General features: G+C 40.4%; 19 protein-coding genes. 11 read left to right on the forward strand and 8 right to left on the reverse strand.

The features are described 5' to 3' along the window. Positions 1 to 389 precede the first annotated feature (389 nt). The 3 genes from GPK90_RS00415 to GPK90_RS00425 form a co-directional block, all read right to left on the reverse strand. Positions 390 to 698 (reverse strand): hypothetical protein, encoded by a 309-nt coding sequence (locus GPK90_RS00415; protein ID WP_215701844.1) that lies wholly within the window; start codon positions 696 to 698, stop codon positions 390 to 392. A 353-nt stretch (positions 699 to 1,051) separates the two neighbouring features. After that, entirely contained in the window at positions 1,052 to 1,729 is a 678-nt protein-coding gene (locus GPK90_RS00420) for a recombinase family protein (RefSeq protein WP_215701845.1), read from the reverse strand. A gap of 81 nt (positions 1,730 to 1,810) precedes the next feature. Continuing rightward, a complete protein-coding gene (locus tag GPK90_RS00425; RefSeq protein WP_215701846.1) occupies positions 1,811 to 2,029 on the reverse strand; it encodes a hypothetical protein in 219 nt (72 codons plus the stop codon). Positions 2,030 to 2,183: 154 nt separating this feature from the next. Between GPK90_RS00425 and GPK90_RS00430 the strand changes: the two genes are divergently transcribed. The 8 genes from GPK90_RS00430 (at position 2,184) to GPK90_RS00465 (ending at position 9,274) form a co-directional block, all read left to right on the forward strand. Continuing rightward, positions 2,184 to 3,113, forward strand: coding sequence for a coiled-coil domain-containing protein (locus GPK90_RS00430; RefSeq protein WP_215701847.1), 930 nt, complete (start codon positions 2,184 to 2,186; stop codon positions 3,111 to 3,113). 234 nt (positions 3,114 to 3,347) lie between these two features. Then, positions 3,348 to 4,109: a ParA family protein gene (locus GPK90_RS00435; protein ID WP_215701848.1), complete on the forward strand. Its 762-nt coding sequence runs from the start codon at positions 3,348 to 3,350 to the stop codon at positions 4,107 to 4,109. Next, positions 4,110 to 4,616: a hypothetical protein gene (locus GPK90_RS00440; RefSeq protein WP_215701849.1), complete on the forward strand. Its 507-nt coding sequence runs from the start codon at positions 4,110 to 4,112 to the stop codon at positions 4,614 to 4,616. It begins immediately after the preceding gene. Positions 4,617 to 4,673: 57 nt separating this feature from the next. After that, complete coding sequence (locus GPK90_RS00445; protein WP_215701850.1) at positions 4,674 to 5,042, forward strand: hypothetical protein; 369 nt, start codon at positions 4,674 to 4,676, stop codon at positions 5,040 to 5,042. 10 nt (positions 5,043 to 5,052) lie between these two features. Beyond that, a complete protein-coding gene (locus GPK90_RS00450) occupies positions 5,053 to 5,967 on the forward strand; it encodes a hypothetical protein (protein ID WP_215701851.1) in 915 nt (304 codons plus the stop codon). A 478-nt stretch (positions 5,968 to 6,445) separates the two neighbouring features. Next, positions 6,446 to 8,710: a hypothetical protein gene (locus GPK90_RS00455; protein WP_215701852.1), complete on the forward strand. Its 2,265-nt coding sequence runs from the start codon at positions 6,446 to 6,448 to the stop codon at positions 8,708 to 8,710. Between the two features lie 41 nt (positions 8,711 to 8,751). Next, positions 8,752 to 9,042, forward strand: a complete 291-nt coding sequence (locus tag GPK90_RS00460) for a BrnT family toxin (RefSeq protein ID WP_215701853.1) — start codon at positions 8,752 to 8,754, stop codon at positions 9,040 to 9,042. Positions 9,043 to 9,046: 4 nt separating this feature from the next. Next, a complete protein-coding gene (locus GPK90_RS00465; RefSeq protein WP_215701854.1) occupies positions 9,047 to 9,274 on the forward strand; it encodes a BrnA antitoxin family protein in 228 nt (75 codons plus the stop codon). A 51-nt stretch (positions 9,275 to 9,325) separates the two neighbouring features. On the opposite strand, the gene GPK90_RS00470 is transcribed toward GPK90_RS00465, so the two are convergent. After that, positions 9,326 to 9,739, reverse strand: a complete 414-nt coding sequence (locus GPK90_RS00470) for a hypothetical protein (RefSeq protein ID WP_215701855.1) — start codon at positions 9,737 to 9,739, stop codon at positions 9,326 to 9,328. Between the two features lie 1,263 nt (positions 9,740 to 11,002). On the opposite strand from GPK90_RS00470, the gene GPK90_RS00475 reads away from it, so the two are divergent. Both GPK90_RS00475 and GPK90_RS00480 read left to right on the forward strand, forming a co-directional pair. Further along, positions 11,003 to 12,043, forward strand: coding sequence for a hypothetical protein (locus tag GPK90_RS00475; RefSeq protein WP_215701856.1), 1,041 nt, complete (start codon positions 11,003 to 11,005; stop codon positions 12,041 to 12,043). A gap of 15 nt (positions 12,044 to 12,058) precedes the next feature. Continuing rightward, complete coding sequence (locus GPK90_RS00480; RefSeq protein WP_215701857.1) at positions 12,059 to 12,928, forward strand: hypothetical protein; 870 nt, start codon at positions 12,059 to 12,061, stop codon at positions 12,926 to 12,928. Positions 12,929 to 13,377: 449 nt separating this feature from the next. Here the strand turns inward: GPK90_RS00480 and GPK90_RS00485 are convergent, their stop codons facing one another. From GPK90_RS00485 to GPK90_RS00495, 3 genes are all read right to left on the reverse strand, one after another. Continuing rightward, positions 13,378 to 14,049: a hypothetical protein gene (locus GPK90_RS00485; RefSeq protein WP_215701858.1), complete on the reverse strand. Its 672-nt coding sequence runs from the start codon at positions 14,047 to 14,049 to the stop codon at positions 13,378 to 13,380. Between the two features lie 7 nt (positions 14,050 to 14,056). Then, positions 14,057 to 15,751: a PspC-like choline-binding domain-containing protein gene (locus GPK90_RS00490; protein WP_215701859.1), complete on the reverse strand. Its 1,695-nt coding sequence runs from the start codon at positions 15,749 to 15,751 to the stop codon at positions 14,057 to 14,059. A gap of 240 nt (positions 15,752 to 15,991) precedes the next feature. Continuing rightward, entirely contained in the window at positions 15,992 to 16,678 is a 687-nt protein-coding gene (locus GPK90_RS00495; protein ID WP_215701860.1) for a recombinase family protein, read from the reverse strand. A 123-nt stretch (positions 16,679 to 16,801) separates the two neighbouring features. Here GPK90_RS00495 and GPK90_RS00500 point away from each other — a divergent pair, with 123 nt between their 5' ends. Then, positions 16,802 to 17,467, forward strand: coding sequence for a recombinase family protein (locus GPK90_RS00500; protein WP_215701861.1), 666 nt, complete (start codon positions 16,802 to 16,804; stop codon positions 17,465 to 17,467). A 215-nt stretch (positions 17,468 to 17,682) separates the two neighbouring features. Here the strand turns inward: GPK90_RS00500 and GPK90_RS19695 are convergent, their stop codons facing one another. Further along, positions 17,683 to 18,087 carry a TraM recognition domain-containing protein gene (locus GPK90_RS19695; RefSeq protein WP_423804909.1) on the reverse strand — a complete coding sequence of 135 codons (405 nt, stop codon included), beginning with the start codon at positions 18,085 to 18,087 and terminating at the stop codon, positions 17,683 to 17,685. Between the last annotated feature and the right edge of the window lie 403 nt (positions 18,088 to 18,490).

Genomic DNA, 18,490 nt, shown 5'->3' on the forward strand with positions numbered 1-18,490 from the left:
TAGATTTCATCCCGGTTTATGTCTATAACGGCAGAGGCTGCCGCTCAATCATCTGTTTTTAATGATTTTGCGACAGCCCCCAGAGAACATTATCGTTTTCCGCAAGTCTCTACATGGAAGACCTGCGGAAGCTGTATTTCTTAGTGGCGGTTTTTAATATCCGTCTCTATACTGAAAATTAGATGGAAAATAATATATTTCGGACGTGTTTTTTCCTCCTATTTTATTCCATACATAGATTTTGTATGTCAGACTGGAATAAACAATAGTTCCACCATCTTCTAATACCTGTTTATTCCATGGAAAAAATAGAAACCAGGAAATAATAATTGAGATTACTAATGTAAACAATATAGGATATAATTTCTTCATTTTAAATATTTTTTCCTTTAATAATTAGATAATATATCTTCATAAGGGATAGTATTTCCTGTGTTTACATCATATACAGTAACCTCTAATGTTTTATATCCATCATGTATTATTTCTTCCTGTGTGATTTTTAATAATTTTATTTCACCATCAACCTTTTCATACACATAAAACATTTCATCATTAAAAATAGTAGGTGAGGACGGAGTTGTAATTTCTTCAACAGGAATATCTGTATTCGGTTGATATACTGTAGCATAAGATGTGGTAGCATTTATAGAGACTAAAAAAATCAAAGAAAAAATTGGTATTAAAGTTTTTTTCATGATATTGCCTCCTTATCTAAAGATAAAACAATCCCATATTTCTGCATTTTATCAAAGTCTGCATTGGACACACCTCCTCGTATTTGAATTTTACCATTTTTGGGACTACAATGCAATAAAATGTAAAATGCGAGAAAATTTTTAGCAAAAATGCATAAATTCAAAAAACACAGTTTGAACAAGATAATTGATAAAAGTTGAAGTTTACAATCTACTGGCAGAACGCAATGCATCGAATCAACCGGTGTACAGCTACACCCTCTTTCAGATGAACAGGATGAAAAGGTAACAGATTGATACGCTTTTATATAGAAGGCTATGAAACGATGACTCTGCTAAAAAACGGTCATACCTTACGCCTCCTTTTTGAATAAATCGTTTCTATATTTGTAGTAAGTGCTGCGACTGATGCCGATTACCTTCATGCAGTCGGATGGACGAAGATCTCCGCCAAAGAGCTTATCACGCTTTAAAATAATATTTTTTGCCTTTCGTTCCTTCTCGGTGATGTACCGGCCGCGAGGGCGGCCGAGCTGCTTTCCGGAGAGACGTGCAGTTTCTAATCCCTCGATCGTGCGCTGCCTGAGATCATCTACTTCTTTCTGCGCCTGGTCAAAAGCAATTTTGATCTGCTTCTCGGCCAGCTTCATTAGGTACTGCTCCACGCCCCTTAAGATCAGATCGGCGTCGGTGCCAGTCATTGGAATGCTGACTTGCAAGGCTTCACGATATACAGCGGTATTGATCTGCGGTTCATTTAAAAATTCCAGTTCGACATCCCTCTGATAGAGCTCTTTGTAGTCAGCAAATCCCTCGTCAGAGGTGCGGGACATTCTAGAAACGGAATCAAAGACAACTTTGTCATGAGGCTTTAATGTTGGAAGGAAACGCACCCATTTGGGGCGATCCTGCATTCGGCCGGTGTAGACTTCAATGATCATTCGGGCGTCAGGGTAGACCGCTTTTATATTCCGAACCTGTCGGTCGATATTTTGAAACTTACTGGAAATTCGTGCATATCCGTATATCATAGGAGTACCTCCGATCTGTATGAAAAAAAGCTCATGTTTATATTGTACAAAAATGCGGAGATTCTGACAAGGTAATAGTGTTTAAAGAAAACGGACTGTTTTTTTATACATATTGGAGTTGAGATACTGGATTTCTTCTAAAATATCTGTTTTAGATCCGCGCACGGAGCAACCGCCCGTTTCATGTCTGGACAGGATCTCTGTGATCTGCCGCTTCTCTTCTGCGGATAGAGAAAAACCTTCCCAAAGTTCAAAATCATCTTCGCCGTGTTTAAATATGATTCTGTTGATACTTGCCATGATTACCCTTCTTGCAATGATAAAACGAATATATGTATAACAATAACAATGTATAACATATGCATAACAGAGCATTGACAACGATGTGGGGGAATGATATAATAGTATTATCAAATAAGGAACGGAAAACAGGATCAGGAAAGGAAGAGAAAAAATGGGAGAAATCAAACAGACAAACTTTAGAATTGACCAGGAAGCGGCAGACGCATTTAGAAAATTCTGCGAAGAGAATGGCATGAACCAGGCCCAGGGCTTTGATCACATGATGCAGGTCATGGAGCTGAACCGGGCCAAGACCGTAGCACCGAACAGTGCCAAGGATATCGAGACTTTCGAAATGTATATGAAGAAGGTCATGGAATCTTACCTGAAAAGCGTTGAAGATTACAATACGGCACGGGAAAGCGCTATGGAAGAATTTTCCTCAGCTCTTACAAGCAAGGATAAGACCATTGCTTCACTTCAGGAAAAAAATGCGCAGCTGCAGGAAGACAAGAAGGCTGCAGAGCAGACGGCAACCAGTGCTTCTCAGGCTGCGGAGCAGGCCGTGAAAGAAGCTTCTGTGGCTAAGGCCCAGGCTGAGACGGCTTCAAAGCTGGCAGACGAAAAGGACAAGACTATTGCTAACCTGGCTGATAAGTTGAGTATCGCAGAAGAAAAAGCAGCTGGATATGATGATTTGAAAAAGTCTGAGGAGACGGCCAAAAATAAAATCATTGAACTGCAGAAGGATATGGAACACCAAAAAGCAGAAGCAGATCGGACATTAAAGGCAAGCCAGGAAGAGGCTGGTCGGACATTGAAAGCTGCACAGGAAGCAACAGATCGGGAGCTGGCAGGGCTGAAAAAGGACCATGAGACGGAAATCCGTGAACTGAAAGCTGATATGGAGAGAAAAATTTCCGATGCTCAGAAGGATGCTGCTCTCTCTTGTGCAAATGAGGTCGCAAAAAAGGAGCGTGAAATGAATACCCTGCTCCGGGAGGCTGATAAAGCAAATGCTCGCCTGCAGGTACAGCTGGAAAGTCTGCAGGACAAGATTGCAGAACTTACGGCTGCCTTAGATAAGGCTCAAGGAAAGTAATAATACATAGGAGGCGGGAATAAAATCCGTCTCCTTTTTAAAAATTCATATATTATAATATAAGCTAACATATCTGCTCTGGGAAATCCTGATGCAAGAATCATCTTTTCAGATATGTAGATACAAGATAAATACAAGATATAATTGATTTTCGAAAATATGTGTGATACAATATAGCAACAAGATAGATACAAGATAGATATAAGATAAATACAGGATAGGAAAGGAGAACGCATGGGAGCAAAGGTAATTACATATATCAATGAGAAGGGCGGCGTTGGAAAAACGTCTGTTTGCTATAATACGGCCTGGGAGCTGGCAAGACAAGGAAAAAAGATCCTGATGATTGATGTGGACGGACAAAAGGCCAATCTGACATTCTTTTCCGGAGTTCCGAGAACGGACAGTATGAAAACAATCGTGGATGTTTTAAAGGGCGGAATTTCTTTAGAAGATGCGGCTGTGCCGGTTAAAGACAATCTGGATATCATTCCGGCCAATATGGCGGTTGCGGAACTCGGAATGGATGCAAAGATAAGCCGGTTCCGGAGTGAACTGAAAGCAGTCAAAGACAAATATGATTACGTGTTTGTGGATGTAAACCCGTCTCCGGGTTGGGGGCATTATCTTTCTTTGTCAGTTTCAGATTTTGCCGTTGTAATTATGTTGCCTGATATCGCATCTCTGGAAGGCAACGCTGGGATTTTGGAATCAATCGCAGAAATTCAGGAAACCACGAATACAAAACTGCAGATCGCCGGAATTCTGTTTAACCGTAGCAATGACCGAACCAACCTGGGAAAGCAGGTTCAGGAGGTTGCCGAGCGGATGGCTGCCGGAGCGGAAACAACAATTTTTGAGACAAAAATCCCACAGGCGGTATCGCTTAGTGAATGCGTTGCCTCACACGTTGGAATTACAGAGTACGATCCTGGAAGCCGAGCTGCAGAAGCTGTAAAGGGGTTTGCCTCTGAGTTGGAGCGAGGTGTTATGTAAATGGCAAAAAGGAAGCTCGATCTGTCTGGTATGTATACAAATACAAGTAATATACAAGATAGCAACAAGATAACAACAAGACAAATACAAGATAAAAACTATGAGCCTCATGGGAAATATGAGGCTTATAGACGTGCGGAAGAAAATCTGGAAAGGCATATGGAAGAGAAGATACCATCTGCTGAGCCGAAAAAAATCAATATGGCCTTTACAGATAAGGTGTATGATATTATAAAAGAAGAATCCGGAAATCTGGGAATTGCAGCGGCGTATTACATCAATGCGGCAATCAGACAGACCGATCCGGATCACATCCAGGCATTTTATGATCAGTTACTGATAAAACCGTCAAAGGACTGTATTCCACGTAAAAAGGGCCAGGCTGCACAGAGACTTTTTGTAAAGTTTGATGCTGATGTATATAATATGGTTGTATCCGGTGCAGATCAATACAATCAGACGTTGACGCAGTATGTTAACATGGTTTTAGAATCAAATACAAGATAGATATAAGATAAATACAAGATAGACACAAGATAACAAATGAAGAAAAGGGGAATGATTATGAGCGGATTCCCACGACAAAATGAAATTGATGTATACTATGAGAATAAGAAAAAAGAAGTAGGAGAGTGGCTGATCGAGTATGCCGGCGATCAGAAACGGCTCACGCAAGAGCAACGTCGGCGGATACTGGCATATGCCGAGCGGATGTCTTTCAGCACGGCCGGAGAGGCAAATGCCTATGTTCAGGGCTTGAAGACAGTTGGAAAGCGCGAAAAAGAACGATTGCGAAGTCATTTAAGCCAGATTGATTGGTTGCCGGAAGGTGTTAATACTGGAACCTTGGATGGGAAAATTGTATGTAGAGTTTTGCCACGACCACTCGAAAGATTATTTGGAGATAATGATTGGAAGTCGAAGAAGGAGTGATATTTCATTCATGGAAGAATTTAAAGTAGCAAAACTGCCGAAGACTCAAAATGAAAATTTTAATATTTCTTCAGTAGCAAAGTTTATTACAACAACAGGTGGTTTAGTTTCATCTGAAAATCCGACTGAATTGAAGGTCATGCCATCGAAGAATATTATAGTAACGGTTGATCTGGAAAAAGATAAGGATGTTAAACTGTCAAGTAATAATGTTACGATGTATGATTTGGCTGTGATGGATTCGGTATATACACTGTATAAAAATAACTGCAGCTCTTTTACTCCGGAGATGATTTCCAGGATTATGTCTGGAAATATGAAGGGAGATGTTAAGCCGCAGAAAGCAGGAGCGGTCACACGTAGCCTGAAGAAATTGGCACTGATTCGTATTACACTGGATTGTACGGATGAATTTGAGGCACGTGGGATAAAACTGAGAAAAGGTGATAAGGCATTATTTACAGATTATCTTCTTCCGTTACGGGAAGTTCAGGTGAAGTCGGCCAATGGAGAAGTTTACCTTAATGGTTTTTCATTAAAGGAAATGCCGGTTCTCTATGACTATGCAGAACGTATAGGGCGCATTGCTGCAGTGCCTATTAGCCTTATGAAAGTTCCTGGGATGACTGATACAGATGATGCCATTTTAGTAAAACGGTATGTAATTCAGCGTGTTGAGGAATTGAAACGGGCAAGAAATAAGGTTGCATTAAAAGAAGTCATATATTATGATGAGGAACTTGACAAGGGAGTTCTCACAGAGCTATGGTATGACGAAGAGTTTGTGAATATTCGAGATAAAAAGGCTAAATTGCATAAAATGATGATAAAGGTTTTGGAGTCGTTTAAAACTGAAAAATATATTAAAGGATATGATATATTATCTGCAGGTCGTTCCATTATTGGAGTTGAAATAAATTTGTAAAGCACCGACTTTTGCGACACCAAGCACCGACTTTTGCGACAAAAGCACCGACTTTTGCGACAAACAAAAAAAAAAAGCACCGACTTTTGCGACATCAATGTGCCGCAAATTATTGTAAAATAAGGGTTTTTAAAAATCGGTTCAAAAATCAAAAAACTTCAGTTTTGCCGTGTATAGCACTTCCAGTTCGTTTAAGGTAGAATATAGATAGCAAAATGGATAAAAAAGGAGATCCGTTTCAGCGGGTCTCTTTTTTTTATGCTAAGGATGTGGATAAAGCAACCTCAGGAAGAGAAATCTGCGCTGTTTATCCACTGGAAAGGAGGCAAATCAAATGGCAGTTTTTTATACATATGAAAAAAATCTCGAAGAAGAAAAGATGGATTTCCTGCGAACACTGTACCACGATAAACGTGGCGGTCAGATGATCCGCCTCCGGAAAAAAGGAGATCAGGTCAGCCAGCTGAGCACGTGCGACATGGACGAGCTGGCAGCGACCGGCACAGATCTGCTCGATACCTATACGACGGTTCATACATTCCGTGGATATAAACGCACATCCGATAGAGTTTTCAATTTTGGCTCTATTTTTATCGATCTGGACTGTCACTCGGATGATCCTGATCAGATACAGACCGCAAAAATGCGGACGGTCGAAATTCTGGAGGACGCATTCTCGGACAGCCGGTTAGCAGTGCCAACTATGATCACGGATAGCGGCCGGGGGTTCGGCCTGCAGTACATCTTGGATAAATCCATTGCAAATACGTGGAAAACGGAAAAGATCAAAGCGTTTTATAAAAAAGTTCGAAAAAAACTGTATGTAAAATATCAGGAAATTTTATCTGCAGATCCACAGGCAGCACAGCCAGACGCCTCAGTCTTGGATGACGCTCGTGTTTGCAGGATCCCAGGTACATACAATGTAGCAGCCGACACATATTGTCGGCTTATTGCTGTATCCGGAAAATGTTATGAATTATCGGATCTGGTACGGGGCTGTAATCTCTGGGATTGGAAATCAGAAGAAGAGTATAAGAAAGTAAAAGAAGAGAAAGAAAAAAAGAAAAAGGAAATCGCTTCCAGGCCGGTAGTGCCATTTGCAGAGTACCGCTTGCCATTCCTTTCTACCCGTCTGGAGCAATTGGAGAAGCTGCAGGAGATGCGTGGAGAAAATTGTACGGACAGTTGTAGGGAGCAACTGCTGTTTATCGCATATTCTGCGCTGAAACAGCTCGATCCGGCTAATGCGGCATTGCGTCTGCAGAAGATGAATAGAAGATTTGTGGATCCATTGCCACAGGTCGAGCTGGATCATATTATCCAGGAAACGGATCAGAGCGTTGGCATTGATCATAGGGGGTATTATAAGCTGTCAAACGCCTATGTAGTTGATATGCTGGCTCTTACAGGAGAAGAAATCAAGAAGCTTGGAATTGGCCAGGGTCTGAGACGTGCAGCTGATAGAAAGGCTGCCAGGGACAAAAAAGAAGAAACTCGGAAAAAGGTCGTCGAGCTGCTGATGCAGGCCGACTCTTTAACGTACGAAGAAATCGCAGAAGTTGCAGGAGTATCTCGCAGAACAGTTTGCACAATCGCAAAAGCTGAGGGGTTGATGCGATATTCTAAGGCAGCACAGCGTCAAAATCATCAAACCCAAACGGCTGAGATTATTGAGATTGACTCTGTTCGGGAGGGCATTGGTCAAGTTGCTGAAAGTGCAAATTTTGCCACTGGGTCTGTGTGTGCGCCTTTTATTGTTCCTACTGGCTTTCTTCTCTCTACTCCTGCGGTGAGGGGGACAGGGGGAGAGGAGTTCGACTGGTATAACTGGCTGGATGCCAGGGCTTCTTCTGATGCGGTGGCCCGGGAAATTCTGGATATCTTTAGTTGGAGTTTCTGTAAGTGGAGCAGTACGTCTCTCTCTTATGATATTGAAGAGTATCTTGCTCGGACTATGATCAAGGTTATGAGTCATCCGGAGCGTTTAACTTCTTTAAGAGATACGGTTGCAAGAATACTTTTTAAGCACTACGGGATAGATGAGTGTGCCTTTCTTTTTGGAATGCATAAAATTGCAGATGTCCTTCCGACGGTGTGGAACCTCTATGTGACTGCAGGTCAGAAGGAAAATAAGAAAAAACGGAAGGCTACACAGAGAAGAGCAGAACGTCAACAGAAAAAATATTCAGTTGATGTGGCTACGGAGACTCCAGAGCAGCGTGAGGCCCGGATCAATCGTCATCTGAAAAAATATAAAGATGATCGTTTTGCCATCATTGAAAGTACGGATGAGTATAAGAGACGCCTAGATCCGGACGTGCTCCAGACGGTGAAAACTGCCTGTATGCAGGTCAGTCGGTTACAGCGAGAGTATTTCTGGATCGAGAAGAAAAAAGTTCTGACTTCGGAAATCAAGGAATGTTTCAATTCTCTTACATATAAAGACATTGCAGTCATCTGTGAGCGTATGGATCATCAGGGGACGATCCAGGAGGCTACAACGCCGTTTTACTATGTCCTGCAAACTGTATGGAAATATCGCCATCCGGAGGCGGCAGAGGCCCAGGCAGACCGGATAAAAGAAGAAAAATCAGCCAACAGGTTCGATAATTTTGAATCACATACATACGATTTTGATTTTGGGAAATTCATGGAAATCAATGCTATGCGTGAGATTATCGGCCAGCCACCGTTGAGCAAGGAAGAATATATGTATAGTTTGAAATGTATTGACAAATAATTATAATATAATTATAATATAATTATAAAGGGAGTGAAGAAATGCTATTTGAATGGGATGAAGAAAAGAATACCAAAAACAAAAAAAAACATGGGATTTCTTTTGAAGAGGTTCAGGCCGTTTTCGAGGATGAATATGCGATTCTGTTTGATGATCCGGATCATTCTGAAGAAGAAGATAGGTTTCTGATTATAGGTATGACCGACAGGAAAGGTGTTTGTATTGTTAGCCATTGCTATCGTGGAGAAGATGAAAAAATCAGAATCATATCCGCAAGAAAGGCAACGAAAACAGAGCAAAATGTTTACAATGAACAACCATTTTGGAGGTGAGATCATGCGTGAAGAATATGAGATTATGAATTTAAACCCGAGAAAAAATCCGTATGCAAAAACAAATAAGAAGCAGGTAACCATCAATCTTGATGAAAAAGTTATTGCGTATTTTAAGAATCAGTCTGATGCAGTTGGTATTCCATATCAGACGCTTATTAACCTGTACCTGTGTGATTGCATGAAGAACAATCGTCATCCGGAAGTAGTCTGGAATCAGAGTGTTTCATAAAAGTTGATAAAAAAGAACTCATTTGACCAATGAGTTCTTTTTTTTGAGGGTTTAATATCCATATTTTTCCAGGGTCTCATTTAGAAGCTGATTTAAGATAGCCTTTTTTGTATACTGCTGTTTCGAGTTACAGAGGGCATTCAAGCGATCAGAGATGTCCGTATAGATCTGGATGGAACGGGAAATACACTCTGGTTCATCTGTGATGTCTTCAATCTGAAATGTAGGTGTAATGGCTGTATCAGAGTTAGAGGTGGGAGATGGGCGCCGCTTCGGTTCGTAATATCCGCGTTCTACAGCATCGGCACGAATAACGCTCCAGGAAAATCCGTATGTATCTTGGAGAGAGGCACCGATTGGATTATCGGAGATAGCGCACGCCACCATATCTTTCCACTGCTCATCAGTGGCAGTGTCGCGGAAAATCTGTACCTTGGTTCTTTTTGGTTTATTATTGATTTCCATAAAAACTCCTTTCAGTTGATAAGTAAATGCAGTTACACACTAATTATGGTGATTGATGGTTGTAATAAAAACGAAAAATAAATTTGTTTCATTTCCAGTATGTCGATGGATAGGTGAAAAAAGATTGAAAAATAAATTAAAGCTCAACTAAATTTGGTTGGCTTATGGTGGAAGAGCAAACAGAAAAGAAATGCTGTGAAAAATCCGGAATAAAATATGTTAGTGCATATCATAACATATATAACTTGGGGAAACGTGGATTCGACGATCGGAAACTTGGCGTAAAAAATGTGCTGCAGGAGAGAGGAGGGAAATGCGGCTGGAGGAAAATATCGGTTTACACGGTTAGAAGCAAGGGGCTTTTCGCCCCGAAGCTAATGAACGGGTAAACCGATATGACTGTGAAAACAAGCATATGTTATTGACTTTTTTGGGCAAAAATGGTATATAATAAGTATTCCATACATTAGTATGTTTATATAGCTTGTGAATCGGTATCGACCGTGGAACTCCTAAAAAGCTCCGTAGTAACCTTTGTGAATTGGAACAGTAAGGATTCAGGCAAAGACGTTAGTAATCTTTTTGAAAGCGATCTAAGCAACCGAATTGACGGACAAATCGAGAACCTTCCGTTACCGTGGGAAGCAAAAAGAAACGGATGTAACTTGTAAATCTTGTGATAGTGACGGTACTGACTGTAAAACGGTACACAGCAATCACAATCCGGCGAAACAGGATGTGTAATCTTTAAGGCTCGATAATATGAACCGAACTCGAAGTTGTGTGAATGCGACGTTGGCTGTATAACAACGAAGGTGATGGCTAACATCCGATGCGACCTAAGGCATCGTCATCAAATCAAAGGCCGATAGAAACGAGAAAACAAATTTGGGTAATGATACTAACCGTAGAGAGCAATCGTATCCGGACGTGAGCACAAGGTCCGATCCAGAATGTGCCTGCACACATAAGCAGTTAAAAGTGTATTTATCCGGTCACACATAAGACCCGCTGTAAGGCGTTAAAAAAAGTGTTTCGTAGCTGAATATCGAGATTTTCGGATCTGGTAGGAAGCGACTTTTGTTTTAACCGGTATGGGCCGAGAGAATCAAATACGGAAATGGAAAAGAAGAAGCATGGCGAAAGCCGTGCCTATTGTCATATAAAAAGGTTGGTGCTGAGATGGTAGCACAACACAACTGTTTTGAGTTGCGGAATCATCTGAACATCAACCGTATAAGAACGGAAAGGAGTTGGTCTGCGGTGGGAAGAAAAAATAAAAGCTATAGCAAGGATCTGCATCAGCAGGCCTACGAAAAATTGACCGGAATGCAGCACTTCGGAGAAAGTAAGAAAGCTGCGGTTGAAGACGGAACGGAAAAAGACAAGATTTTTTCATATAATACGTATTCAACTTACTGGAAACACGCAAAGTATTTTGTGAAGTGGATCCAGACAGAGCATCCGGAATGCACGACGTTGAAGTCGGCAAAGAAATTTGTGAATGAGTGGCTTCAGTCACGTGTTGATCAAGTAGACGGCAAGGGCCAGCACCTTTCGGCATGGACGATACAAACAGAGGCGGCTGCGCTCAATAAACTCTATCAGATAGATAAGGCAGATCCGAATCGTTTCCAACCACCGAAGCGGAACCGTTCAGAAATCAAACGTAGCCGTGTCAGCGCAGAGCGTGACAAGCACTTTAGCGTAACCAACAATGATGAACTGATTCGTTTTTGTAAAGGCACTGGATGTCGTAGGAATGTTCTGGAGCGGCTTGAAGGGCGGGATATGTGGACGAGAGCGGATATGGAAAAAGAAGTGTCTGTTTTGTCCGGCAGAACAGATCTTTCGGATAAGGAGAGAAAGCATTTGGTTGTGCTGAAAGATGCATTGGAAGTATTTCCAGATCATGATATATTTATTCATCATCGGAAGGACAAGAATGGTCGCTATCGTTTTGCTCCGGTAATGGGTCCGGATAAGAATGCAATTATAGAAAGAATGCGTAATACGGGTCCAAATGAGAAAGTTTGGCAATACGTCAACAGTAATGCAGACATCCATGGATACCGAGCTGAATACGCTACAGCAATGTATAAGTCCTATGCTCGTCCGCTGAATCAGATTCCGTATGACAGAGTAAATAAAGGAACCGGAAAGAGGTTTCAGGGCGATGTATATACTTGTCGAAAAGAGGAAAGCGGTAAGAAACTGGATCGACAGGCGATGAAAAAATGCAGCAAGGCATTAGGACATAACAGGATCAGTGTAGTAGCTGATAATTATATCAGAGGATTGTAAAGGAGGTGATCCGGAATGGGATTTTTTGCCAAAAAAACGTTTACCGGATATAGGGAAGTGCCAGGCGGTTATTCCGATCCGGAAGCCGAATATTATATTGAATCTAAAGCTGAATATGATTCGAATATAAAGAAGATCCGCAACGCAGAGAATGCAGTTGCCTGTGCGGAAAGAGACGCCAGAGAAGAAAAGAAGCGTGTTATTGATAATGCTAACGCACAGCTGTATAAGTATCAGAAGTCTGCGGATGAGGAAGCAGAACGTAAAGTAAGAGCTGCACAACAGATTGTTGAAGAAAAGGACAACGAAATCGAGAAACTAAAACGCCAGCTGGAAGCGGCAAAGCAAGAGATTCAGAGAGAAATATATCTGCATAGGAACATGATCAGAATAATGACTGAAAGAGCTAATCAAAAAAGGGGGATTAAGCCGAAGAAGAACCATGACGGATATGTTGTTTTAGAGAGCCGTCAGTGGACACAGAAGTATACAGAAGAAACTTGGGATACAGAAGAACATAAACAAAGTTATGCAAATCAGCGTGGTGTGGCGATTAAGAACGGATATCTGAAGATTGAGCATAAAGAAGAAAAGGTATGGAAATCTACGCTGCAAACACCGTATGATGCAAGTCTTCCGCTGGCACAGGTTTGCGATCGCATTGAAGAAGATCTTGGCACTGTATTACAATCTATCGGCTGTGAGTTAAGATTGCGGCCTGAATATAATGGAGTATATCGCAATTTCGGTACCAATGATGCCGGATATCCGATGAATGGTATGTATAAATGGCAGTATAAAGCCAATTACAAGATGGGACTTTGGGAAGTAGAAATTTTTACGACTAAGAGTCTGCGAGTTCCGGATTATCGAAGACCGGTATAATAGCACAAAAAGGCTGAAATGTAAAATGACGGAGATAACGATGCTCCGTTATTTTTATGTTTAAAAATGTTATGCATAACAATAACAATATATAACACATGTATAACATTCGAATAACAGGGGGGGGAGCCCGGGGTCATGGCTGTGACCCTGGGCCGAATCTTCCAAATTCGATGAGTATGTAAATAGGTGATTACTGGTTTTACTATGCAATTGGAAATTAAAATAAGTCGTTTCTATATTTGTAGTCCAAATTACCTTCTTCCAGTCAGATGGACGGAAATCTTCGCCAAAGCAATATTTAGATAGAAGTAAATGTCGGTGGAAAAGTTGTTCCGTCACAAGGAAACCTCAGAGGACTCAGAATGAAGACTGTTACCTGTTCTCTAATAATGGGCATCAATATCGAGAAAATGCCGTGGAAAATTTCCCACGGCATATGATATGGCTTATTCTAATGTTAGAATATCGTGATAAGAAACGGGTATATATTCGGTTGAGTTTTTTTGGCCGGTTCTTAAATAGTCAATTTTTTTTATTCGTTTTTCCTGCTCGCTGTATGTAACGCTCATGGTTCGATTGGTAAAAATAGAAAGAACATTTGGATTTAAGGCCCCGGCCTCTGAGATCTTATTCCTTTGCACAAACTCTATATAATATATAGTTTCTTCGTCGCCCTTTTCCACCTGAATATTCTTTACATTTGCCATATTCAATTCTTCCCAGATACCACCTATGATGCTTTTCAAACTGTTGATAGGGGTGATAGAAATGTCTGAAGGAATATCTTCTGGCGACTCGCCATCAAAAGCAACTTTCCGACCATTTTCAAATGACTCGAATGTGCCAACAACCTTTTGGGTTCCATCATCTTCGAAATTATAGGTTGTTTTTTTGTAATAAAAGCCATCACTACGAGTTTCGTATTCATATTCAACAAAAACTTTTGAAATGACATCACCTTCTTGCAACGTCGTATCGTGGGTGATGAAACCTTGTTTGCTATTAAGCGTTGCTCTCCACATACTATTGAGTTTTCGCGCTTTTGTTGGAAATAACCCTAGGACCAGTATGAAAAGAATACCGCTTATAATGCTTAAGTATATAAATTTTTTTTTCATAGATCAATTACTCAATTATCAAAGTGTATTTTTGCTGTAGGTCACTAATTAACGATTCTCTATAGTCCTGCCACAATTCGTCGGCTTCCAGACTGTTGATAAGATGATTGGCGCTAAGAAATTCTGCTTTTTTTTCATCTAAATATTTTTGAATTGTTGCATCCACATGTCTTGTATTCCAGTAATTACTTTCTCCTCCATATTTTGCAACAATATGCTGGTATAATTCATTATTTTGCAGATCTAAAACTTCATCTAACGCTGCTTTATAATGCTCTACATCATCATCAGTTGCTGGACCATTGGATAAAAGGGCCTCTGCGTAAAGAACGCCTTTTCTTGTTAAGAAATCATGGATATCTCCTTCGATGTTGGAACTTCCTAACAAAGCATAATTCTTTCTCAACGTATCTACATAATTTTTATCAACAGATAAACTATATTTTTCCGATGTATGATGTGAACGAGCTGCATTTGAACCTGTAAAAACATCGTCTGCGGTTAAAAAAGTATAGTGTGGTTGCGAGTCAATGGTAAACAGACTATCAATTAAAGATAAATCAGTTACATCTTCAGATTCCGATGTTGAATATTTTTCAGGGACATTATTATAGTCAACGATAACTTTATTTGTATGCCAAGCTGCTAGATGGGTTTCTTTTTTACCGGAATCATAAACAAGATGAGTAACACCTACTGGATTGTCAGTTCCGAAGGTATAGGAATAAGATAATTGATCTCTATTCTCTCTATCGTAAATAGATAAATTATCTGTATTGCCGCTTTCACTATCATAATGATTTTCAACACAAAAAACAGGTGTTTCTTCGGATGGATAGATTATACTCATGGTATCCCATTTGAAATTCTTTGACGTATTATCATGATCGTTTCGTTCGGCAAGAGTGTGATATGTCTTGTATTTTACACCAAACTGATCGTTGACAGTAGTATAAGAGCAAAATCCTGTTCGATCAGTAACTTTGATTTGAGATGAAGATTCATTACTCACATTGGCAGTGATATCCCATCTAACAGTTCCACCACCAAGTCCAATATCGCCGTCAGCAAAAGCATATACTATACGGTCTTTGTTCTGCAGAAGAAGAGTTTTTTCACCTAGTGTATTAAAGAAATACCGGACATTATCTATATCTTTGGAACCAGTTACCATAGAACCCATAGGGTGAGTTCCTTCTTTTTCTGGCCGTAAATAATAGGAATTCACACTTTTTTCAATCCAACCAGTTCGCATACTTCCTAAAGGAATAGTGCTTGTTCCGGCTGTTTCAAGATAATACCATTCATCCTTTACTTTGCGCCAACCAGTAACCATACTTCCAAGAGGAGCTGTTGCATCCTCTGAATCTTCACAAAAATAGCAGACATTTTTCACTTGAACCCATCCAGTGGCCATATAGCCATCGGACTTAAAGTAATACCATCTATGGTCGATTTCTTCCCAGGTATCATGAGGATATCCTCCGCCAGAGTATTCAAACCACCATCCAGTATCATCAGAGTGCCATTGTCCGATTGCATTCCTCGGAGAAACACGCAGGACAGGAATTTGTAAGGTCTCGTCAGTTACATATACCACACCGCAATCTGTAGTTTCAATGCTTGATGCTGCAAATGCGTTGAATGACATACAGCTAATTATACCAATACAAAATAATGCTCTGGAAATATTTCTTTTCATAGCTAATCTCCCTTATACAAATTGCTTTAATCAGTTACATCATTAAACAATGCATGGGGACCACCTCATATAAATGGAATGTATGTTGAAGTTACTATATCTTTAGTTTAACAGCAGCAATAATAGGAAGTCAATTTACATTTTTATTAAGAAAATAAATACAATTAATGATATTATTATAATTTGACAGTTATATAAGCCCTTATACATATTATAAGCGGTCAGGAGATATTGCCAAAGCTATGTCATTGGAGAGTTGAATAAATCGTTTCTGTATTTGTAGTAAGTGCTGCGACTGATGCCGATTACTTTCATGCAGTCAGACGGACAGAGATTCCCACCAAAGAGCGTATCACGCTTCAAAATAATATTTTTTGCCTTTCGTTCCTTGCCGGTGATGCATCGGCCACGAGGCCGGCCGAGCTGCTTTCCGGAACGCCGGGCCGTCTCTAAACCTTCGATCGTCCGTTGTCTGAGATCATCCAGTTCCTTCTGGGCCTGTTGAAAGGCAATACGAACTTGCTTTTCTGCAAGCTTCACTTGATACGCTTCGATGGCATCCAGAATAATATCAACCTCCGTGCCAGTCCGTGGAATTTGTATCTGACAAGCTTCCCGATATACATCTGTGTTGATCCCAGGCTCCACAAAGAAAAACAGATTCACTTTTCTTTTATATAGATCCAGGTATTCTTTTACTCCATCATCCTCATCACGGGCCATTCTGGAAACCGAATCGAAATAAATGTTGTCTCCGGGCATAAATCTGGGATAATATCTCCGCCATTTAGGCCGATCCTGTGTGCTGCCGGTAAAAATTTCCTTGATGATAACAAGGTCAGGATCTGGACACATCAGGCGGATGTTGCGCTCTTGCCGATCTGCATTCTGAAATTTTGTAGAGATCCTTATATATCCGTAATTCACCTCAAACCTCTCCCATGTGTATGAAAAAAATGACCGTTTAATGGAAACAGATTTTAGCTTGAGGAATAGCCGTAAAAATAGTATACTTTAACCATACCAATTAAAAGAAACAGGTGATTAAGTATGATATACGGATATGTCCGGATTTCCACACAAAAACAGAATATTGAACGCCAAGTTCGAAATATCCTGCGTATTTATCCTACTGCTGTTATTGTTCGGGAGATTTACACGGGCCGGACGCAGGATCGTCCAAAGTGGGTAAAGCTGCAGCCGCAATTACAACAGGACGATGTCATTGTTTTTGATTCCGTATCCAGAATGGCACGAGATTCTGATGAGGGTTTCCACGATTATCAAAATCTGTTTGGTAAGAAGATAGAGTTAAAATTCTTGCAGGAACCGCATATAGACACGGAAGTATACAGGAAAGCATTAGAGGTTTCCATTCCAAAAACAGGGACGAATGTGGATGTAATCCTGGAGGCGGTGGAACAGTATTTGATGCTGCTGGCTAAGGAACAGATTAAGATTGCTTTTGATCAGGCTCAGAAAGAAGTGGATGATCTTCGCCAAAGAACAAAAGAAGGGATTGAGACGGCCCGACTGAATGGTAAGATATTGGGGAGGCCAAAAGGCGGACACTGTATCACAGAAAAAGAAGTTAAAGCGAAAAAAATAATGCAAAAGCGAGCAAAATCATTTGGTGGAGATCTAAGCGATTCGGATTGTATGAAAATAATCGGAGTAAGTAGAAAAACGTATTACAAGTACAAGAAGGAAATTTGAAAATTATCGAGATAATTGCCACAATCCAAGGCCCCCAGAGATCAATCGTTTCTGAGGGCCTTACTACTTGCTAAACAAAATATCCGAAATATTGGAATATTGCGAGAATCCAAAAATATAAGTTAGATAAAATTAGTATTGTAAGTATAATTACTGATATAACGTGAAAAAAACGGATTTTACTTTTGCGATTTTCACGGTAGGCTAAAAAAGAATTAATATCCCAAATGGTTAAGATGGGATTCCACCCAACAAATGGGATAAAGAGAGAGATCACCGAAGGATTCCGGAGGAAAGATCTTTGTTTCTGTTTCTTGCACGCTCTTACTTGTTGAGACTTGAGTGGCTGATGAGAATGAGTTTGATACTTTCAAGATTTTTTTACTTCCGATTATGTCGGAGAAAACTTTTGAACTTGAAATATCGTTGCTGCCGAGGATTAACTGATAATTGCAGTTCCCCAGGATTGATCTGGTTCCCTCATGTCGGTAACGGTAGTCCAGTTGACTTAAGTTTTGCTGGATCAGCATACAAATGACTGCCTTGGATCTCAGCGTACTAAGGTTGCTGTTGATCAGGTCATAGGAAAAGGAAAGCTGAGGGAACTCATCAAGGAGCATCTGAGGTTATGCTGGGATAAAGGTCAAAGATCTCGAGAGCAGTTGTATATAGTATGCTGAATTTACTATCCGTGGATAGCTGGCCTAACGTCTCAGCGGTTACACCTATCTTTTCTCTGAGAGATCTTCCAGAGTATAATTTTGATGATATTCATAATTTAACTGGTTCAGGCAAGCTGCAATATCAAATTTGTAAGATTGTTTCATGAGATCCATGTCATTTCCCCCTTTTATTATATATGGCCATTATATCATAGGTAACATGGCGGATAAATAAAATTGCAGTTCATCCTTGGTGTCTCATATGCGTATAAAGAAAGAATGGGGCTGTTGCAAAATAGATGAGTAATCATTTATGGAGCAGCAGCTCCTTTTTGTGCCAAAAAGTTTGTGCCAAAAATGA

Origin of the sequence: Clostridium sp. MCC344 (assembly GCF_018785365.1) — a bacterium.
GTDB lineage: Bacteria > Bacillota > Clostridia > Lachnospirales > Lachnospiraceae > Pilosibacter.